The organism is Variovorax sp. HJSM1_2 (genome assembly GCF_049316285.1).
Taxonomy (GTDB): domain Bacteria; phylum Pseudomonadota; class Gammaproteobacteria; order Burkholderiales; family Burkholderiaceae_C; genus Rhodoferax_B.
On record NZ_JBMOXA010000012.1, the window covers coordinates 163,563 to 180,511 of the forward strand.

At 62.1% G+C, this 16,949-nt stretch carries 16 protein-coding genes; 4 read left to right on the forward strand and 12 right to left on the reverse strand.

Annotated elements, in window-relative coordinates; genetic code table 11:
* Window positions 1-139 precede the first annotated feature (139 nt).
* From ACFQ95_RS15385 to ACFQ95_RS15400, 4 genes are all read left to right on the forward strand, one after another.
* Window positions 140-778, forward strand: coding sequence for a LysE family translocator (locus ACFQ95_RS15385; RefSeq protein WP_422832355.1), 639 nt, complete (start codon window positions 140-142; stop codon window positions 776-778).
* 225 nt (window positions 779-1,003) lie between these two features.
* On the forward strand, window positions 1,004-1,969 hold the full coding sequence (locus ACFQ95_RS15390; RefSeq protein WP_422832356.1) for a 5'/3'-nucleotidase SurE: 966 nt from the start codon (window positions 1,004-1,006) through the stop codon (window positions 1,967-1,969).
* A gap of 10 nt (window positions 1,970-1,979) precedes the next feature.
* Window positions 1,980-2,627 carry a hypothetical protein gene (locus ACFQ95_RS15395; RefSeq protein WP_422832357.1) on the forward strand — a complete coding sequence of 216 codons (648 nt, stop codon included), beginning with the start codon at window positions 1,980-1,982 and terminating at the stop codon, window positions 2,625-2,627.
* Between the two features lie 240 nt (window positions 2,628-2,867).
* The gene (locus ACFQ95_RS15400; RefSeq protein ID WP_422832358.1) at window positions 2,868-3,920 is read left to right on the forward strand and encodes a recombination-associated protein RdgC; all 1,053 of its coding nucleotides are present in this window, start codon (window positions 2,868-2,870) and stop codon (window positions 3,918-3,920) included.
* Here ACFQ95_RS15400 and ACFQ95_RS15405 read toward each other — a convergent pair.
* From ACFQ95_RS15405 to ACFQ95_RS15460, 12 genes are all read right to left on the reverse strand, one after another.
* A complete protein-coding gene (locus ACFQ95_RS15405; protein ID WP_422832359.1) occupies window positions 3,917-4,678 on the reverse strand; it encodes a TetR/AcrR family transcriptional regulator in 762 nt (253 codons plus the stop codon). The genes ACFQ95_RS15400 and ACFQ95_RS15405 overlap by 4 nt on opposite strands.
* Window positions 4,679-4,749: 71 nt before the next feature.
* Entirely contained in the window at window positions 4,750-6,390 is a 1,641-nt protein-coding gene (locus ACFQ95_RS15410) for an FGGY-family carbohydrate kinase (protein ID WP_422832361.1), read from the reverse strand.
* 12 nt (window positions 6,391-6,402) lie between these two features.
* Window positions 6,403-7,689: an extracellular solute-binding protein gene (locus ACFQ95_RS15415; RefSeq protein WP_422832362.1), complete on the reverse strand. Its 1,287-nt coding sequence runs from the start codon at window positions 7,687-7,689 to the stop codon at window positions 6,403-6,405.
* Window positions 7,690-7,740: 51 nt separating this feature from the next.
* Window positions 7,741-8,592, reverse strand: coding sequence for a carbohydrate ABC transporter permease (locus tag ACFQ95_RS15420; protein WP_422832363.1), 852 nt, complete (start codon window positions 8,590-8,592; stop codon window positions 7,741-7,743).
* The gene (locus ACFQ95_RS15425; protein WP_422832364.1) at window positions 8,582-9,529 is read right to left on the reverse strand and encodes a carbohydrate ABC transporter permease; all 948 of its coding nucleotides are present in this window, start codon (window positions 9,527-9,529) and stop codon (window positions 8,582-8,584) included. The genes ACFQ95_RS15420 and ACFQ95_RS15425 overlap by 11 nt, the downstream gene beginning before the upstream one ends.
* Entirely contained in the window at window positions 9,526-10,455 is a 930-nt protein-coding gene (locus ACFQ95_RS15430; RefSeq protein WP_422832366.1) for a TauD/TfdA dioxygenase family protein, read from the reverse strand. Before ACFQ95_RS15430 ends, ACFQ95_RS15425 begins: the two co-directional genes overlap by 4 nt.
* Before the next feature lie 158 nt (window positions 10,456-10,613).
* Window positions 10,614-11,360, reverse strand: a complete 747-nt coding sequence (locus ACFQ95_RS15435; RefSeq protein WP_422832367.1) for an aspartate/glutamate racemase family protein — start codon at window positions 11,358-11,360, stop codon at window positions 10,614-10,616.
* A gap of 148 nt (window positions 11,361-11,508) precedes the next feature.
* Window positions 11,509-12,243 (reverse strand): GntR family transcriptional regulator, encoded by a 735-nt coding sequence (locus ACFQ95_RS15440; RefSeq protein ID WP_422832369.1) that lies wholly within the window; start codon window positions 12,241-12,243, stop codon window positions 11,509-11,511.
* Window positions 12,244-12,276: 33 nt separating this feature from the next.
* Window positions 12,277-13,167 (reverse strand): ABC transporter permease, encoded by an 891-nt coding sequence (locus ACFQ95_RS15445; RefSeq protein ID WP_422832370.1) that lies wholly within the window; start codon window positions 13,165-13,167, stop codon window positions 12,277-12,279.
* A gap of 148 nt (window positions 13,168-13,315) precedes the next feature.
* On the reverse strand, window positions 13,316-14,233 hold the full coding sequence (locus ACFQ95_RS15450) for an ABC transporter permease (protein ID WP_422832372.1): 918 nt from the start codon (window positions 14,231-14,233) through the stop codon (window positions 13,316-13,318).
* Between the two features lie 195 nt (window positions 14,234-14,428).
* Window positions 14,429-15,712, reverse strand: coding sequence for an ABC transporter substrate-binding protein (locus ACFQ95_RS15455; protein ID WP_422832374.1), 1,284 nt, complete (start codon window positions 15,710-15,712; stop codon window positions 14,429-14,431).
* A gap of 55 nt (window positions 15,713-15,767) precedes the next feature.
* Entirely contained in the window at window positions 15,768-16,874 is a 1,107-nt protein-coding gene (locus ACFQ95_RS15460; protein WP_422832376.1) for an ABC transporter ATP-binding protein, read from the reverse strand.
* Between the last annotated feature and the right edge of the window lie 75 nt (window positions 16,875-16,949).

Genomic DNA, 16,949 nt, shown 5'->3' on the forward strand with positions numbered 1-16,949 from the left:
CTTGGCGCAGGCACACACAAAAGGCCCATTGTGCCCAGCCATGGGGCCAGCCGATGCAGCCAAGCATTGAAACAAGACAACCCAGCTTCAACGAAAATGGCCCTTGCCCACCGTCCACAGCAACTGAACCCCTACAACCATGACCCTGACCCACTGGCTTCTTTTCTGCGGCGTCTCGCTGCTGATGTGTTTCACTCCTGGCCCGGCGGTGCTGCTGGCGGTGTCGAATTCAATGGACGTAGGCGCCAAACGCACGGCCTTCAGTTCGGCCGGCAGCTCGGCGGGCATCTTCGTTGTGTCGGGCTTGGCGATGATTGGCATGGGCGCCATCCTGGCGATGTCGGCGAATGCGTTTCTGCTGATGAAGGTGGTGGGCGCGATGTACCTGATCTGGCTGGGCTTGAAGCGCTGGCGCAGCAAGGACGCATTGATCAGCAGCGATGCGGGTCTGGCGCCCATGCAACGCCGTGAACGCAAGAACTGGCAATTGGTGGCCCAGGGGCTGGGGGTGTCGCTGACGAACCCCAAATCCATTCTGTTCTTCTCGGCACTGTTCCCACAGTTCATCGTGCCCCAGGTTCCCCTTTTCACGCAGTACCTGTTGCTGACCAGCACCTTCGCCATCTGCGCGCTGATTTCACACGCCTTTTATGTGCTGCTGATCTCGCTGGTCAAGAGCCATGTGTTGGCCCACGTGAAACTGTTCAACCGCATCGTTGGCGGCACCTTCATTGCGCTGGGCCTGGGCCTGCTGAAGACCAGGCACAAGCTGGCCTGAGCACGGACGGATTGGTGCGGCCCTTGGCCGTGGTCGGCAGCGCTTGGTTTGCCGGACTTGCAGCGCCAGCTTAGACGCCGTCGCACAGCTTTCACAAATATGTCATGTGACAGCTTCAGAATGCGCCGCTATCCAGGCCCCATGTGTTCACAAGATGCGCGGGGTGCGTGGTGTCGCATCCCTCTCTTGATCTTGATTCTGAACGCCGAGACAGACGGCAAAAAAATGAAAACAACTCTCCAACGTCACGCTCTTGCTGGCGCAGCTTTGCTGTGCCTGGCCGCCCCCGCTTTCGCGCTGAACATCGTGGTCTCCAACGACGACGGCCTGACCAGCAACACCAAAGCCTTGTACGAAGCACTGAAGGCCGCGGGCCATGACGTCATCGTGTCCGTACCCTGCACCGGCCAAAGCGGCCGCGGTGCCGGCATCGTGATGTACAGCACCAACACCATCGTGCCGGACAACGACAAAACGCAGATCGAAGCCGAAGGCGGCTGCCACAACGGCGCAGCTCCCACCGGCGCGCCCGCGGTGGGCAAGTTCACCAAGGCCGGCTACACCGGCGGCGACTACTACTATGTGCACGGCACACCCGTGATGGCCACGATGTATGGCCTGGACGTGGTGGCGCAAGCGCGCTGGGGCAAGGCGCCAGACCTGGTGTTGTCGGGGCCGAACGAAGGGCAGAACCTAGGCAACATCGTCAACAGCTCGGGCACCGTGGGCAATGCACAGTTCGCGGCTGCACGCGGCCTGCCGACCATCGCCTTGAGCGCTGGCTCGGACACCACCGACAACACCAACCTGGCCAACCCGTATTCGGCCGTGGTGGCACAACTCACGCTGAACCTGGTGAAGTCGCTGCAGGCCAAGGCCGGCACGGGCGCACTGCTGCCCACAGGTGTGGCGCTGAATGTGAACTTTCCAAACGCCCCTACCACCGCGATGAAGTTCGCCTTCTCGCGCTTTGGCAGCTACCAGGCCTACAACCTGAAGTTCAACAACACCGTGCCTTACGGCTTGGGCGCGGGTGCCGGCTCCGGCACGGCCACGGCGGAGCAGGCCGAAGACGAATCCATCGTCTACAAGACCAAGGTGGCGGTGACCGCCATGCAAGTGGGTTTTGAACACCGCCCCGCCGCACAGCAGTGGCTGCAGTTGCGCCTGCGCGAACTGTTTGCGCAGTGAGGTGCGCGGCATGACTAAAACGTTTGCATTTTGTGCTGCGGCCTGTGCGGCCGTGGTGTTGACGGCCTGCGGCGGCGGAAGCAATGGCGACAGCGCATCCAGCTCACAGGTGGCGGTGGACAACCTCGCCACCGGCAGCTATGTGGTGGCCGTGGGCAGCGAAAGCGCGCCCACCATTGGCAAATACTACGCCGCCGCTGATGGCAGCCGCCTGCTGGTCTTGGCCGACAGCACCGACCGCGCGACCCAGCTCTACCGCAAGACGGGCACGGCTGAATGGCTGGCCGTACCCGCCGCGACGGGACCGGTGACCGTGGCGCTGCTGCGCAGCACGGCACTAACCGGCAACAGCGCCACCCTGGCCTCGCTGGCGGGGCCTTATGCCGCGCAGGTGGCCAGTGGCATGGCGGCCAGCTTTACGCTGGATGCCAACGGCAACATCACGGCGGGCACATCCAGCTGCAAGTTGTCCGGCAGCTTGGCTGCAGGCACTTTGCCCAACACCTTCAAGCTGAGCCTGAACACTTCGGGCTGCGGCACGCTGCCCGCCACGAGCACCGGTGTAGCCACACTGGATGCGGACTACACGCCCGCCAAGTTCCGCATGGTGGCGGACAACGGCACGCAGTTGCTAGACCTCTGGGCTTACGCAGACTAGCGCCTGCTAACCGCATTTGGCTCCCCACACAAGACCATGGCGCACCCCGGCGCCTGGTCTTTTTTTATGCGTGAAATCGGCCGCTGACGCATAAGGGATGAACGCAGGCAGCTATCAAAATCTTTTTAAAACAAAAGCACTCGATCAAGCCACCCCCGCAGCACGGACAATAGGTGGTTTGCCGGCGGCTGCCGTCGGCGTGTCCCGCTGTTGTTGAGTTGAAAACGAAAGAGATTGCCTGTGTTCAAAAACGTGTTGGTCTACCGTATTGGCCCCGCCTGGGCCCCTGATCTCACCAAGATTGAAGCCGCGTTGGACAGCCAGCGTTTTGAAGAATGTGGCGCCAACCAGGAGGTGTCCATGGGCTGGACCGAGCCACGCGGCGAAGCCGGTGGCGCGCTGGTCGAATCGGTCGGTGGCCAGTGGATTCTGAAGATGATGGTGGAGAGCAAATCCGTGCCCGCCGCCGTGGTCAAACGCAAGGCGCAGCAGCGCCTGGACGAGATTGAGGCCACCACCGGCCGCAAGCCCGGCAAGAAGGAAGCACGCGACATACGCGACGACGTGAAGTTGTCGCTGCTGCCGCTGGCCTTCACCAAGCGCGGCAGTGTGCTGGTGTGGATAGACCCGAGCGAGCGCCTGATGGTGGTAGATGCCGGCAGCCAAAGCCGCGCCGACGACATCATCACCAGCCTGGTGAAGAACCTCGACGGTTTTGCCGTGATGCAGCTCAACACACAGCTCGCACCCAGCACCGCCATGGCCACCTGGCTGACCACACAGGAGCCGCCAGCCGGCTTCAGCATAGACCGCGAGTGTGAACTCAAGGCGGCCGATGAATCCAAGGCCGTGGTGAAGTACGCGCGCCACCCGCTGGACATCGAAGAAGTGCGCCAGCACGTGGCCGACGGCAAGATGCCGACCAAGCTGGCCATGGTGTGGGAAGACCGCGTGTCCTTCATCCTCACCGAGGGCCTGCAGGTGAAGAAGGTCAGCTTCATGGACGGCGTGTACGACGGCACCAGCAAAGAGAAGGAAGACGGTTTTGACGCCGATGTGGCGATTGGCACGGGTGAAATGCGCGAGCTGATTCCGGCGCTGTTGATGGCGCTGGGTGGCGAGGTGGTGATTGATGCCACGGCGCCAGCCGCAGATACATCCGGAGCCCTGGCTTCTGCGGGTGCCAGCGTGGTGAAGGATGCAGCATCGGGCTCCATGGCCGCAGCCGCCGCCACGCTGGTGAGCAAGGGCAACACCGCGCCGGAAAACTGGCCGGCTGATGCACCGTTTTAAGCGCCGGCTTTAAGCCCGCCCCTTTGAGGCTTCCTGGGGGCCTTTGATCTTGCCTTGGTCTGCGCCGCTGGCGTGGACCAGGCCGCCAGAATCAGGCGCTGCATCGCGGCAAAGAGTTTTTCAATCTCGGCAAAGCTGCCGCTGTCTTGTGTCATGGGCGCACACGACAGCAGCGTGACACGCAGCACACGCGCCACGTCGTCCACCGGCGTTTCAGCCTTTAGTTCCCCCTGCGCAATCGCATCGGCCAGGGCTTGGCGCAGGTTGCGGTCATAGGCCTGGTCTACCCGCTGCAACGCCTGTGTGGCCAGCTCGCCCAATACCGGCAGATCAAGCCGCAGCCGCGACAGCGGACTCCAGACGTTGCGCTCACCCGGAGTGTGGTTGAAGCGGTTGTAGAACTGGCGCAGGTCGTCCAGTTGTGCTTGCAGGCGTTCCGCAAAGCGGCGATCGGCACAGGTCCAGTTGTCGGTGATACGTGTCTCGGCGCTGGTGGCAAATTTCTCGATCAACTCGGCCATCAGCTGCAGCTTGTCGCCGAAGTGGTGGTGGATGTTGGCGCGTGTGGTCTGCACCGCCTCGGCAATGTGCGCAAAGCTGAAGCCGTCGTAACCGCGCAGCACGTAAAAGTCTTCGGCCACCCGCAGGATCTGCTGCCGCATCGGCATATTGGGCACCAGGCTAAGCCCAGAGGCCACCACCGATGGGGGCTGTGGGGCAGGGGCAGCAGCAGCGGTACGGCGGCGGGTGGTGGCCATGGCTCTTTCAGATTCTGGTGGGTAAGTTTGATGAAAAATTATCGGCGATACGTCACGCACTTCTGGCGCCTTCAATGCAGCGTGCCCGCGCCGGGACAACCATCGACCACACCGTGCAGCAGGGCCAGCACCTCTTCGCGCTGCACCAGCATGCGGCGAAACGCGGCGTAGCCACAGGCGTGGATGTCGAACGACGCGCGTGACGGCACAACCCGTTCACGGGTATGCACCATGGCAAGGCCGGCGGCCAGAAAGTCTGGGTAGACCCCCGCCGCCGTGGCCGCCAGCAGCGCCGTGCCCAGCAGCACACCATCTGCCTCGCGCGGCAGCAGCACGGCGCAGCCGGTGGCGTCGGCATACAGGCGCACCAGCAGCGGGCTCTTGGCGTGGCCGCCGGTGAGGTGCAGCTGGTTGATGCGGTAGCCGTAAGTGTTCAGCGCATCAATGATGTGGCGTGTGCCATACGCAATACCCACGGCCGTGGCGTGGTACAGCCGGGCCAGGCTTTCCATCGAGCTGTCCAGCTCCAGCCCATGCACCACACCGCGCAAATCGGGCCGCGCCAGCGGCGAGCGGTTGCCATGGAAGTCGGGCAGCACCAACACGTCGCTTGCATAACCGGGGCCTACCTCGGCCCGGCGGCGCAGCAGGTAGTCGGCCATGCGTGCATGCCGGTCTTCGCCCAGCGTGGCGCCCAGCACATGGGAGTCGAGCACGTGGTCGAGCAACGCGCCGGTGGCCGACTGGCCACCTTCGTTCAACCACCACTGTGGCAGCAACGCGCCAAAATACGGCCCCCACACGCCGGGCACGGCACGCGCCTGTGGCGACAAGGCCATGTGGCAGTTGGAGGTGCCGGCGATCAACGCCAGGCGGCTGTCCAGCTCTGGCCCTGCGGTGGCGCCCAACACGCCTAGCGCCCCCGCATGGGCGTCTATCATGCCCACGCCCACGGCAATGCCCGGCAACAAGCCCCAATCGCTGGCCACCGCCTCGGTGAGCCCACCAGCACGGCCACCCAGGGGTGTGGCCTGGGCAGGCAGGCGCAGTTGCTCACGCAGGTCGCCCAGCCCCAGCCGTAGCCACAGGTCTTCTTGCCAGCCGGGCGAGGGCTGCGCCGGGTGGTTGAGGTAGGCCCACTTGCAGGTGACGGTGCAGGCCGAGGCGTGCACCTGTCCGGTGGCGCGCCACACCAGAAAGTCCGCCAGGTCCAGCGCCAGGCCATAACGCGCCCAGGCCGCGGGCAGGTGGCGGCGCAGCCACAGCAGCTTGGGCAGCTCCATCTCGGGCGACATGGTGTTGCCGACAAATTCAAGCACCGGGTGGTCGGTGGCGGTGATTTCGGCCGCCTCGGCCACGGCACGGTGGTCGGCCCACATCACCACGTTCCAGCGGTCGTCGCCCGTGGTGGATGCTGTGACCGGCGCACCCTGTGCATCCAGCAGCACCAGCGAACAGGTGGCGTCAAAACCCACACCCACCACGTCGCTGCTGGGTTGGCCGCAGGTGCCCAAGGCCTGGCGCACGGCCATGCCCACGGCGGCCCAGATCTGCGTGCTGTCGTGCTCGGCGTGGTTGTGCGCGGGGCGATTGATATCGAATACGCGGCTGGCGCTGGCGAGCATGTGGCCGGCCGTGTCAAACACCCCCGCGCGGGCGCTGGTCGAGCCCACGTCGATGGCGAGCAGCAGCGGGGCGGCGACGGCGTCCATGGCCAGACGGCATCAAGCCTTCAGCAAGGGTTTGACACGTTCGGCAATCGCGGCCACCGCAGCCTTGGGCGTTTTCTGGCCTATCACCGTGAGCTGTACTTCTTCCAGGAACACGGTCTGCGCACGGGCCGCTTCGGGAAACGCCGGCAGTGGCACACGTGCGTTGGCCAAGGCCTTGGCCTCGATGGCGGCAAACGGTTGGTCTTTGGCAAACGTGGCGTCGTTGTAGGTGGAGACACGCACCGGGCCGTTGCCATTACGCGCCGCACCCACGGTATTGGCCTTGGTCGACATGGCGCGTATGAAGCTCCAGGCGAGTTCTTTGTCCTGCGCATTGGCCGGAATGCCCATGGCCCAGAATTCGGTGACCGAGGCCATGCTGCTTTTGCCCTTGAGCGCCTGCGACTGCGGAAACTCTATCGCCTTGATGCGGCCCGGGTACTTGGACTGGTTGGCGCGGTTCAACTGGGTATGGCGCGCAAACGGCAACACGCTGAACGCAGCACGGCCCTGCTGCAGCCAGGTGACCTGGTCGTCGTTGGTGGTGGTGGCATAACTGCGCGGCAGGGCCCCGGCCTTGAACATGTCCTGCAACGTGGTCAGCGCTTTTTCCATGGCGTCCGGATCGGGCAGCAAGGCCAGGTCGGCACCGATGAAGTCGCCGCCAAAGGCACGTGCAAACGTGACCGGAAACACCGCCAGGTCGCTGGCCAGCACCATGCCCACCACGGGTGTGCCGGCCGCCGAGCGGAAGCTGAGTTGTTTCGCCTGGTCGACCAGTTCTTCCAGCGAGGTGGGTGGCGCCTTGATGCCACGCTCTTCCAGCAGCGCCTCGTTGTAGAACAAGGCCTGTGTGGCGTGGCGGAAAGGCACGGCCGCCAGCTTGCCGCCAAAACGCATGGCCGACACCAGGCCGGGGGCAATGTCGGCAAAGTCTTCGATCGGCGCCTTGGCCTGGAAGGCATCCAGCGGCGCCAGCAGGCTGGCCGCAGCGGGCGTGGCGCGGCTGTTGACAACAAAGCCGACACCGAAATCGGTTTTCTCGAGTGAGGCTTCGCGGAACAGGCGGTCTTGCAGCGGGTTGGTGTCGAAGCTGGTCCAGACACATTCGGCGTTGGCGCTGTTGCGCCAGGGCGCTGTGAGGTCGCCTGCGGGGCCGGTGGTCAGGCTGGTCTGGTGCACGCGGTGGCACAGGATGTTGAGTGTCGAGCCTGCGGCCCACAACGGGCCCGCCGCCAATGCGGCTGCGCCGCCCAGCGCGGATTGAAGGGCTTGCCTGCGGGTCCAGTGGTGCGTCATGGTGCTCTCCTGTTGTGGGTGTGCTCTGGAAACTTGTAGCAATGCCGTCGTTCAAGCTTTCACGGCGCCGCCCGTGAGGCCGGCCACCAGGTGTTTCTGCATCAGCAATACGAACAGCAAAATGGGAATCAGCTGCACCGTGGAAGCGGCGAACAACACGCCCCATTCCACACCGTCCAGCGAGCCCATCATTTCGGAGATCACCAGCGGCGCGGTCTTGGCCCTGGTGGAGGTGAAGATGAAGGCAAACAAAAATTCGTTCCAGGCGTAGACGATGACAAACACCGCCACCGCCAGCATGCCCTGGCGCGCCAGCGGCCGGATGATGCGCCACAGAATGGTGAAGCGGCCCGCGCCATCGACCATCGCGGCCTCGTCCAGCTCGTGTGGAATCTGGTCGATGAAGGTGCGCATGAGGATGGTGCCCAGCGACACAAAAAATGTGGCGTACAGCAGGATCAACACCAGGTGGGTGTCGTTCAGGCCCATGTAATTGACCACCCCAAACAACGGCAGCGTGATGACGATGGGCGGCAGCAAACGCACAACAATCAGGAACAGCGCGCTGCGCTCCAGCCACGGGCTGCGGATACGCGAGTAGGCAAACCCCGCCATGGTGCTGGTGGCCACCACCAGCAAGGTGGCGCCGGCGGTGACGATGAAGCTGTTGAGCAGGCCATGGAAGAAGCCGCCCCAACGTGTCCACAGGTCAGCATAGTGCTGCAGCGTGGGGCTGAACGTGAGGCGCGGTGGCACGGCAAAAATGTCTTGCCCGGGTTTCAGTGAAGACAGCACCATGAAGGCAATCGGCACCAGGGACCACAGCAGGATCACCAGCACCGCCAGCCACTTGCCGGCGGGCACGGCCAGCTTCTTGAACGTGTGCTTGTGGCTAATGGCCATGGCCCGCCCCCTGACGACCTTGACGACGTAGTGCCCACAGATACCCCGCACCCAGCAGCAAGGACACCAGCACCATCACCCAGCCGGTGGCAGAGGCAGCGCCAAAGGCGTTGAAACGGAAGGCTTCCAGATATAGGTAGACCCCCACCACTTCGGTGGTGCGTGCCGGGCCACCGCCGGTGAGCAACCACGCCTCGGAAAAGATGCGGAAGACAAAGATGTAGCGGAACAAGGCGGCCAGCAAAATGGCCGGCATCAACAAGGGCAGGGTGATACGGCGAAACGACTGCCAGGCGGTGGCGCCGTCTATCCTGGCGGCTTCATAAAGCTCGGTGGGGATGGACAAACGCGCGGCGTAGAGGATCAAAAACGTGAACGGCAAATGCAGCCAGATGGACAGCAGTGCGATCAGGCTCAGGCCGTGGGCCGGGTTGATAGACCACTCCAGCGGCGGCAGGCCCATGGCCATCACCGCCTGTGTCACCGGGCCGGCATCCGGGTCGAACAGGAAACGCCACACGGCTGCGGCCGAGACCTCACTCACCGCATAAGGCGCCAAGGTGGCGGCGAGCAACAAACGCTTGGCCGGCACACCGCTGGTGAACAGCAGCGCCATGGCCAGGCCCAACAACAACTCCACGTGCACCACGGTCACGATGATGAGTACGGTGTTCCACAGGGCGCGCCAGAAGTAGCCATCGGTCAATACATGCAGGTAGTTGGCCAGCCCCACAAACGTCGGCGCCTTGCCAAAAGTGGATGAGTAAAAACTCAGCCACAACACGTAGAGCGCGGGCACCACCAGCACCGTGAGCACCAACACCTGGGCCGGCGCAACCATGGGCCAGGCCATGGCGCTGCGCGAGGCGAGCGCTTTTTTCCAGCGCCAAGCGGGTCGGCTGCTGGCTGGCACCAAGCTGGTGGTGACCGTGTTCATGCTGCCAGTTCTAGCGTATTGAGTTGGTGCAGCGCTGCCAGCGGCGTGTTGGCGGCTTCGTTGATGTCGGGTGCGGCCACAGGCGCCCAGCCTTCTATGGTGGTGCGGTAGGTCACACGGCGAAAGCCGGTGTAGTCGTTCAGCGCGGTGTGTAACACGCAGGGGTTGTCCCACATGGTCAACGTGCCCGGCTCCCAGCGGATGCGGCAATGGAATTCCGGGCGTGTGGCCACGTCCATCAGGTACTTGATGATGGGGCGGCTTTCGTCTTCGGTCAGGCCGCTGATGGAGCGCAACACGCTGGAGACAAAAACGTAGCGCTCGCCAGTGACCGGGTGTGCGCAGATCAGCGGGTGCTCGACCTCGGTTTCTTCGGCGTTGGCCGCATCTTTGCGCAAGCCCAGGCGCGACTGCATGGCGTTGATCGCAAAAACACCTTTGCCACTGTGCAGGCCCATGCGCCCGTGCAGCATGGCGCGCATGCCCGGCGACAGCGCGCGGTAGGCATGCACCAGGCTGGTAAAGCAGGTGTCACCACCGACCGGCGGAATCACCTCGCCGTAGAGCATGGTGATGCCCGGTGGTTTGACCATCCAGGCGAGGTCCATGTGCCAGTCTTCACCAATCACCTTGCCGGTGTCGCTGGGCTCGCGGATGAACTGGATGATGTGCTCCAGGCCTTCCATGGGCGCGTGCACCGGGTTGCCGCTGAACGGGCCGAAACGCGCGGCCATGGCCTGGTAGTTGTGCGGGTTGAGCTGCTGGTCGCGCACGGCCACCACGTGATAAATGTCGAGCGCTTTTTTAACTTCACGGAAGGTTTCTTCGTCAGGTGAGGCCGCCAGGTCCACACCGCGAATGTCGGCGCCCAGGGCGCCGGTGATGGGGCTTACGTCTATGCGCTTGAAACGAGGGTCTCGCAGCATGGGGGCCATCCTTTGCAGAACTGGCAAGGCCACAGGCAAACGCTGAAAGCCTTGAAAACTGACTTACCTGTACGTCAGTTTGAAACTTTCAAAAAATTTGGCGCATGTGGAAAACCCTAGGCTGCGGCGCTTGCAGCAAGCATCGCCTGCTGAGATTTTTAAAGGCCGGGCTGTTGTCCCAGGGCCGTGAGTTCGGGCGAAACATTGCCCCAGGTGACGTCGAATGCGGGCGCCTTGCGCTCCGACGGCGGCACGTCCGGCCCCAACACCAAATGGGTGCCGGCCAACACACTGTCGATCACCGGCACGGGCACGTTCGCCTGGATGGTGGCGGCCACACCGGCCAGGCCGGCACCGCCCAAAATCACCGCATCGGCGCCATAGGTCTTGGCCGCATCGGCGCAGGCTTGGGTCAACAGAATTTTGGCCGCCACCGGGTCGGCAGCCAGCTGTGCGCCGGTAGGTGCCACGGTGTGGATGCCGGCCAGCAAATGCCCCAGGCCCGAGTTTTCCGCCATGCGTTTGAGCATGGGCGCCCAGCGCTGCCCGCCGGTGACGATGGCAAAGCGGCCGTGTTTCGCGGCGGTAATGAACGAGGCCTCGGCCAGGCTGCTGACCGGCACCGCACCACTCTCGCGCAGCGCCAGCAAACCGGGGTCGCCAAAACAACCGATCAACACCGCATCAAATGCCACCGGGCTCTGCGCCAGCGCCATGGCCCACAGGTCCAGCGAGGCATGGCTGGCCACGGCGTAACTGGCTTCGCAGGCGATATAGGGCGCACCGAAACGGGCGGTATAGGGATGCACCGTCACGTCCGGCCCGGCAGCCAAGGCCACGTGGCGCTGCATCAGCGTGGTGACGCTGGCCGAGGTATTGGGGTTGAGCAGTAACAGGTGGCGCATAAGAAGCAAGAAAATCAAACTTCGCTTTAAGACTTAAGAGAGACTAACAATACTCAGCGTAGCGGTGCTGGCGAGGCGCTGCAACGCAGGCAGTACGATTAGTACGACAAGGCGCAGCAACGACGCCAGAAGAGTTTTGTTAGTTTCTCTAAGCTGCGTGGCCGAACAGTTCGACCAGGTCTGGGGCACTATTGTCTTCCTGGCCGAACTGCAATTGTGATTCGAGTCGCTGCAAGTGCTTCATCATCAGGCGCGAAGCCTCGCGTGCATCACGCAGCTGAATGGCCGACACCAGCGCGTGGTGCTCGCGGCAACCGCAGGCCGTGGCTTCGTCGCGCTCGCGGCTGTGACTGGCGCTGTAGGTCATCAAGATCAGCGAGGTGCGCGACACCAGCTCACGCAGGATGCGGCCCAGCGTATCGTGCCCGGCAGCCTGTGCAATGTGCAGGTGAAAGTCGCCCGACAGGCGGATGGCGCGACGCATGTCGCCGCCCAGGCGTGCCTCTTCTTCTTGCGCAATACAACTACGCAGGTTGGCAATGTCGGCGGTACTTGCGGCGGCGACGAACAACTCGACCAGACGCGGCTCTATCAGCCGGCGCGCTTCAAACACTTCGCGCGCCTCGGTCACCGTGGGCTGCGCAATCGACGCGCCACGGTTGGGCGTGAGCGTGACCACCTGTTCGTTGGCCAGGCGCACCAGCACCGGGCGTATACGTGTGCGCGAAACACCAAACGCGGTGGCGAGTTTGTCTTCCACCAGCTTGGTGCCGGGTGGCAACTTGTGGTCCAGGATGGCGGAGATGATCCTGTCGTAGATCAGTTGGTCACTGGAGATGGGAGCAACTTCCGCCACTTCGGGCTTTTTGGTTGCGCGCGGCATGTAGCGTCTTTCCTTTCAACATCAAGCTGCACATCAGTGCGCAGCGTGGCCCTTGCGGCTGCGGCCCAGAGCCCAGACCAACGCCAGCGTCAAACCCATCACGATGAACGACACCACGGTGGTGACGGTGCCCAGCGCGTAGATTGACGGCGTGGTGACGGTGGTGGTCAGGCCCTGCAGTTCCAGCGGCAAGGTGTTCACATCACCAATCGCCTGCGAGGTGCGGGCGATTTCGTCCCAGCTCAGCGTAAAGCCAAACATGCCTATGCCAACAACCGAAGGCGCAATCAGCGGCAACACCACGTGGCGGAAACCTTGCCACGGCGTGGCACCCAGGTCGCGCGCGGCTTCTTCATACGATGGGCTGAAGCGGTTGAACACCGCGAACATGATCAACAGGCCAAACGGCAGTGTCCACGTGAGGTGGGCCCCCAGCGCCGAGGTGAACAGGCCAAGCGAGGTACCAAAACCTTCGAGCGTGGACTGCATGCCCAAGGCTTCGAGTGCCCACTTGATGGCGCCGTCGAGCAAACGGAACTCCAGCCCAATGCCCAGCGACACAATGATGGACGGCATGATGAGACTGGCCACCACAATGAAAAACAAGGTGTTGCCACCAGCCAGCCGTTTGCGAAACGCCAGGCCCGCGAGCACCGAAAACAGCACGGTGCACAACATCACCGCCAGCCCCAAACCAAGCGAACGCCCGAGCGCCGCCCCGATATCGACCACACCCAGACCTTCGGCCAGCTTGGCAAACCAGTGGAACGAGGCACCACGCATGGGGAAGGTCAGGCCACCTTCAGGGCCTTGAAAACTCAACACAAAAATCACGAACATGGGGCCGTACATGAACAGCACAAACAGGCTGAACACCAGGGCCAGGGGCCAGAAGCTGGCGGGACGTTTTTCTCTTATGGACATTGGGAGAACTCCATGATGCAACGGTTGCACATCTGTTTTCGTATTTCATGGAAACACCGTGGAGCTGGCTTTGCCAGGCCACCGGTGTTGCCCCCTGCAAGGGCGTTGGCGCAGCGACACGCAGTGCGCGAAGACTGGGGGTGTGCCATCAAAGCTCTTTCCGGATATCGACCATACGCGTGAGGGCGAAGATGATCATCAGCACAACGGTCAACAAGATCATGGCGTTGGCAGCGGCCAGCGGAAACTGCAGATAAGAAGTCTGCACCTGGATGATCTTGCCCACCGACGCGATTTGCTGGCCCCCCATCACACCAATGGTGACGAAGTCGCCCATGACGATGGTGATGACAAAAATGGAGCCGATGATGATGCCGGTGCGCGACAACGGAATGATCACGTTCCACAGTGTTTGCCAGCCGCTGGCGCCGCTGTCGTTGGCAGCTTCGAGCAGGCTGCGGTCTATACGCATCATCGAGTTGAAGATGGGCACGATCATGAACATGGTGTAGAGGTGCACAAAGGCCAGCGTGACCGAGAAGTCAGAGAACAACAACCACTCTATGGGGGTATCGACCACCCCAATGCTGACCAGGGTCTGGTTCACCAAACCATTGCGCCCCAGCAGCGGCACCCAGGAAATCATGCGGATGACGTTGGAGGTCCAGAACGGAATGGTGCACAACACAAACAGCAAGGTTTGCATGCCCTGCGAGCGCACATGGAAGGCCAGAAAATAAGCCACAGCAAAACCCACAACCAGCGTGATCAGCCACACCAGAAAACTGAACTTGAGTGTGGACAAATAGGTTTTGAGCGTGACACACAACTCGGCCGTGTTGCCACAGCCGTCAAAAATCGAAATGTAGTTTTTGAACGTGAAGCCCGGCAGCAAATCGTATTCATTAAAGTCCCAAAAACTGACCATCAAGATCAGCGCCAGCGGGATCAAGAAGAACAATACAAACACCAGCGTCAGCGGCGCGGCCTGCCACCAAGCCGACAAACTACGCCCCGGCGCAGAAGTGGCTTGACCCGATGGCGGTGGTGCTGCAGTTGAACTCATAAACACTCTCAAATAAACACACGAACCAAAAGATCAACGGACCGAAATGGACACCCCTGTCCCCGGGCAAGCGCAGCGAAGCACCTATATCGGGACATCGCGGAACTCGCTTTGCCAGGCCGCAGATGTCGCCCCCTTTAGGGGGTTGGCGTAGCGACACGCAGTGCGCGAAGACTGGGGGTGAATTTGTAGACGCTACGCGGCTACAAATTCATTCCATTTCGTCACCATGTAGTTGTTTTCATCCATCACCGCGTTCCAGCAGGCGATGCCACCCATGCGTGATTCGTAGCTGCCACCGTCGCGCACCGCACCGGCCTTGGCCAACACGTCGCCGTTCGGGCTCTTGATGTCCTGGCTTGCGGCTTTGCCTTCCATCCAGTAGGCCCACTCGTAGGCTTCCATCTTGGCCTTGGCGGTTTCCAGCACGGCGCTGTAATAACCCTGGCGGTTGAGGTAGGCGCCGGCCCAGCCGTCGAGGAACCAGTTGATGAATTCGTAGGCGCCGTCGAGCTTGCGGCCAGACAAGGTGGCGGGCAAACCAAAGCCTGCGGCCCAGGCGCGATAACCTTCTTTCAAAGGCTGGAAGTTGCAGGCGATGCCCTTGGTGCGCACAGCGGTCACGGCCGGGCTCCACATCGACTGGATCACCACTTCGCCCGAGGACATCAGGTTCACCGACTCGTTGAAGTCTTTCCACAGCGCACGGAACTGGCCGGCCTTCTTGGCTTCAATCAGGGTCTTGATCGTCAGATCAATTTCCTTCTTGGTCATGTTGCCCTTGTCGGGGTACTTGTAGATGCCCTTGGCTTCGACCACCATCGCCGCATCCATGATGCCGATGGATGGGATGTTCAGGATGGCGGCTTTGCCCTTGAACTCGGGGTTGAGCAATTCGGCCCAGGAGTCAATGGGGAGCTTGATCAGGTCGGGGCGAATGCCCAGCGTGTCGGCGTTGTACACGGTGGGAATCAGCGACATGAATTGCGTCGGGCTCTTGGCGAAGACCTTGGACTTTTCACCTTCCAGAAAGATCACTTTCTTCGGTGCCGTGCCTTGGTCGCCCACGGCCTTGCCGGCCACGGTGCCGGTGGTGAACAGCGTGGTGATCTTGTCGGCGTTTTTGATGCGCTTGGTGTCTATGCCCTTCAGGTTGCCCGTGGGCACGATCTTCTTCAGCGAGAAATATTCGGTGTCTATCAGATCGAAGCTATTGGGTGCGGTGACGGCGCGCTTGGTCACGTCGTCGGTGGTCACGGCCACGTACTGAATTTCAATGCCGGTGTCGGCCTTGAATTTTTCGGCAATGGCCTTGTCCTGGTTCACCGCCGTGCCCAGGTAACGCAGCACAATTTTTTCTTGCGCGTGGATGGCAGGGAAAGCGCCTGCCGCCAGAATGCCGGCCGTGCCTTTGAGCAGGGAACGGCGCTGCACGCCAGTGGCAACGGATTCGGAAACTTCTGGGCGATCGTCAGACATGGTGAGGACTCCTCGGGTTGATAAAACAGATGGGGAACTACAGGTTTAGAAAAGCTCAGGCCACGGCATGAGCCACTTGTGGCGCGGCCACGGGTGGCGCCTGCAGCGCCGGGCCGGACAACACATGTGCGGCCTCAATCGCCCAGGCCATGGCCACCGCTTCGCCAACCTGGAACGGACGCGCCGCAAATTGCGCTTCGGACACCATCACCGAGAACTCGGCGGTGGAATGCGCAGCGTGGGCGATGCCACTTTTTTGCAGGCCCAGCAGCACATAGGTGCCTTGGTATTCGACGTCGCTGATCACGGCATCGAGGTGGTGCATGTGCGCCGGCACAAGGGTGTCGGCCGGGATGATTTGGGTGTGGTCGGTGCGCACGCCGATCTTGCCGTTCGATCGCTCAATGACGTTGTGGCCCCCCATGAAGCGCGCCACAAATTCGCTGTGCGGGCGGTTGTAGACCTCGTGTGGTGAGCCCACCTGTTCAATCAGCCCATGGTTCATCACCACCATGGTGTCGGCCAAGGCCATGGCTTCTTCTTGCGAGTGGGTGACGTGGATAAAGGTCAGGCCCAGCTCCTTTTGCCAACGGCGCAATTCGGCACGCATCTGTATGCGCAGAAAGGGGTCTAGTGCGGAAAGTGGCTCGTCGAGCAACAGCACTTTGGGCTGGGTGATCAAGGCGCGCGCCAAGGCCACACGTTGTTGTTGGCCACCGGAGAGTTCTGCTGGTTTGCGTTCCGCCAAATGCCCCATGGCCACACGTTCCAGCAAGTCCTTGGCCTGCTGCGTGCGCTTGGGTTTATCCACACCCTTCATCTTCAAGCTGAAGGCCACGTTGTCCAACGCCGAGAGATGTGGAAACAGCGCAAAACTCTGGAACATCATGGCCGTGCCACGTTCGGCCGCGGGCAGATCGGTGATGTTGCGGTTCTCCAGCAGGATGTCGCCGCTGCTCACCGACTCGTGTCCCGCAATCATGCGCAGCGTGGTGCTTTTGCCGCAGCCCGAAGGCCCGAGCAAGCAGCAGTAGCTGCCGCTGGCAATGCGCAAATTGATGCTGTCCACCGCCGGCTTGCCCTGAGCGTAGCGCTTGGTCAGGGCAACAATTTCGATGGCCGACGGTGATGGGGGGGAGGATGGCGACGGGGTGGCTTGCATGCAGACCGCATCGCAAACATCGTGCCAGCAATGTGTGCAAGCTTTAGCCCATATTGCGTACAAATTGCACTCATT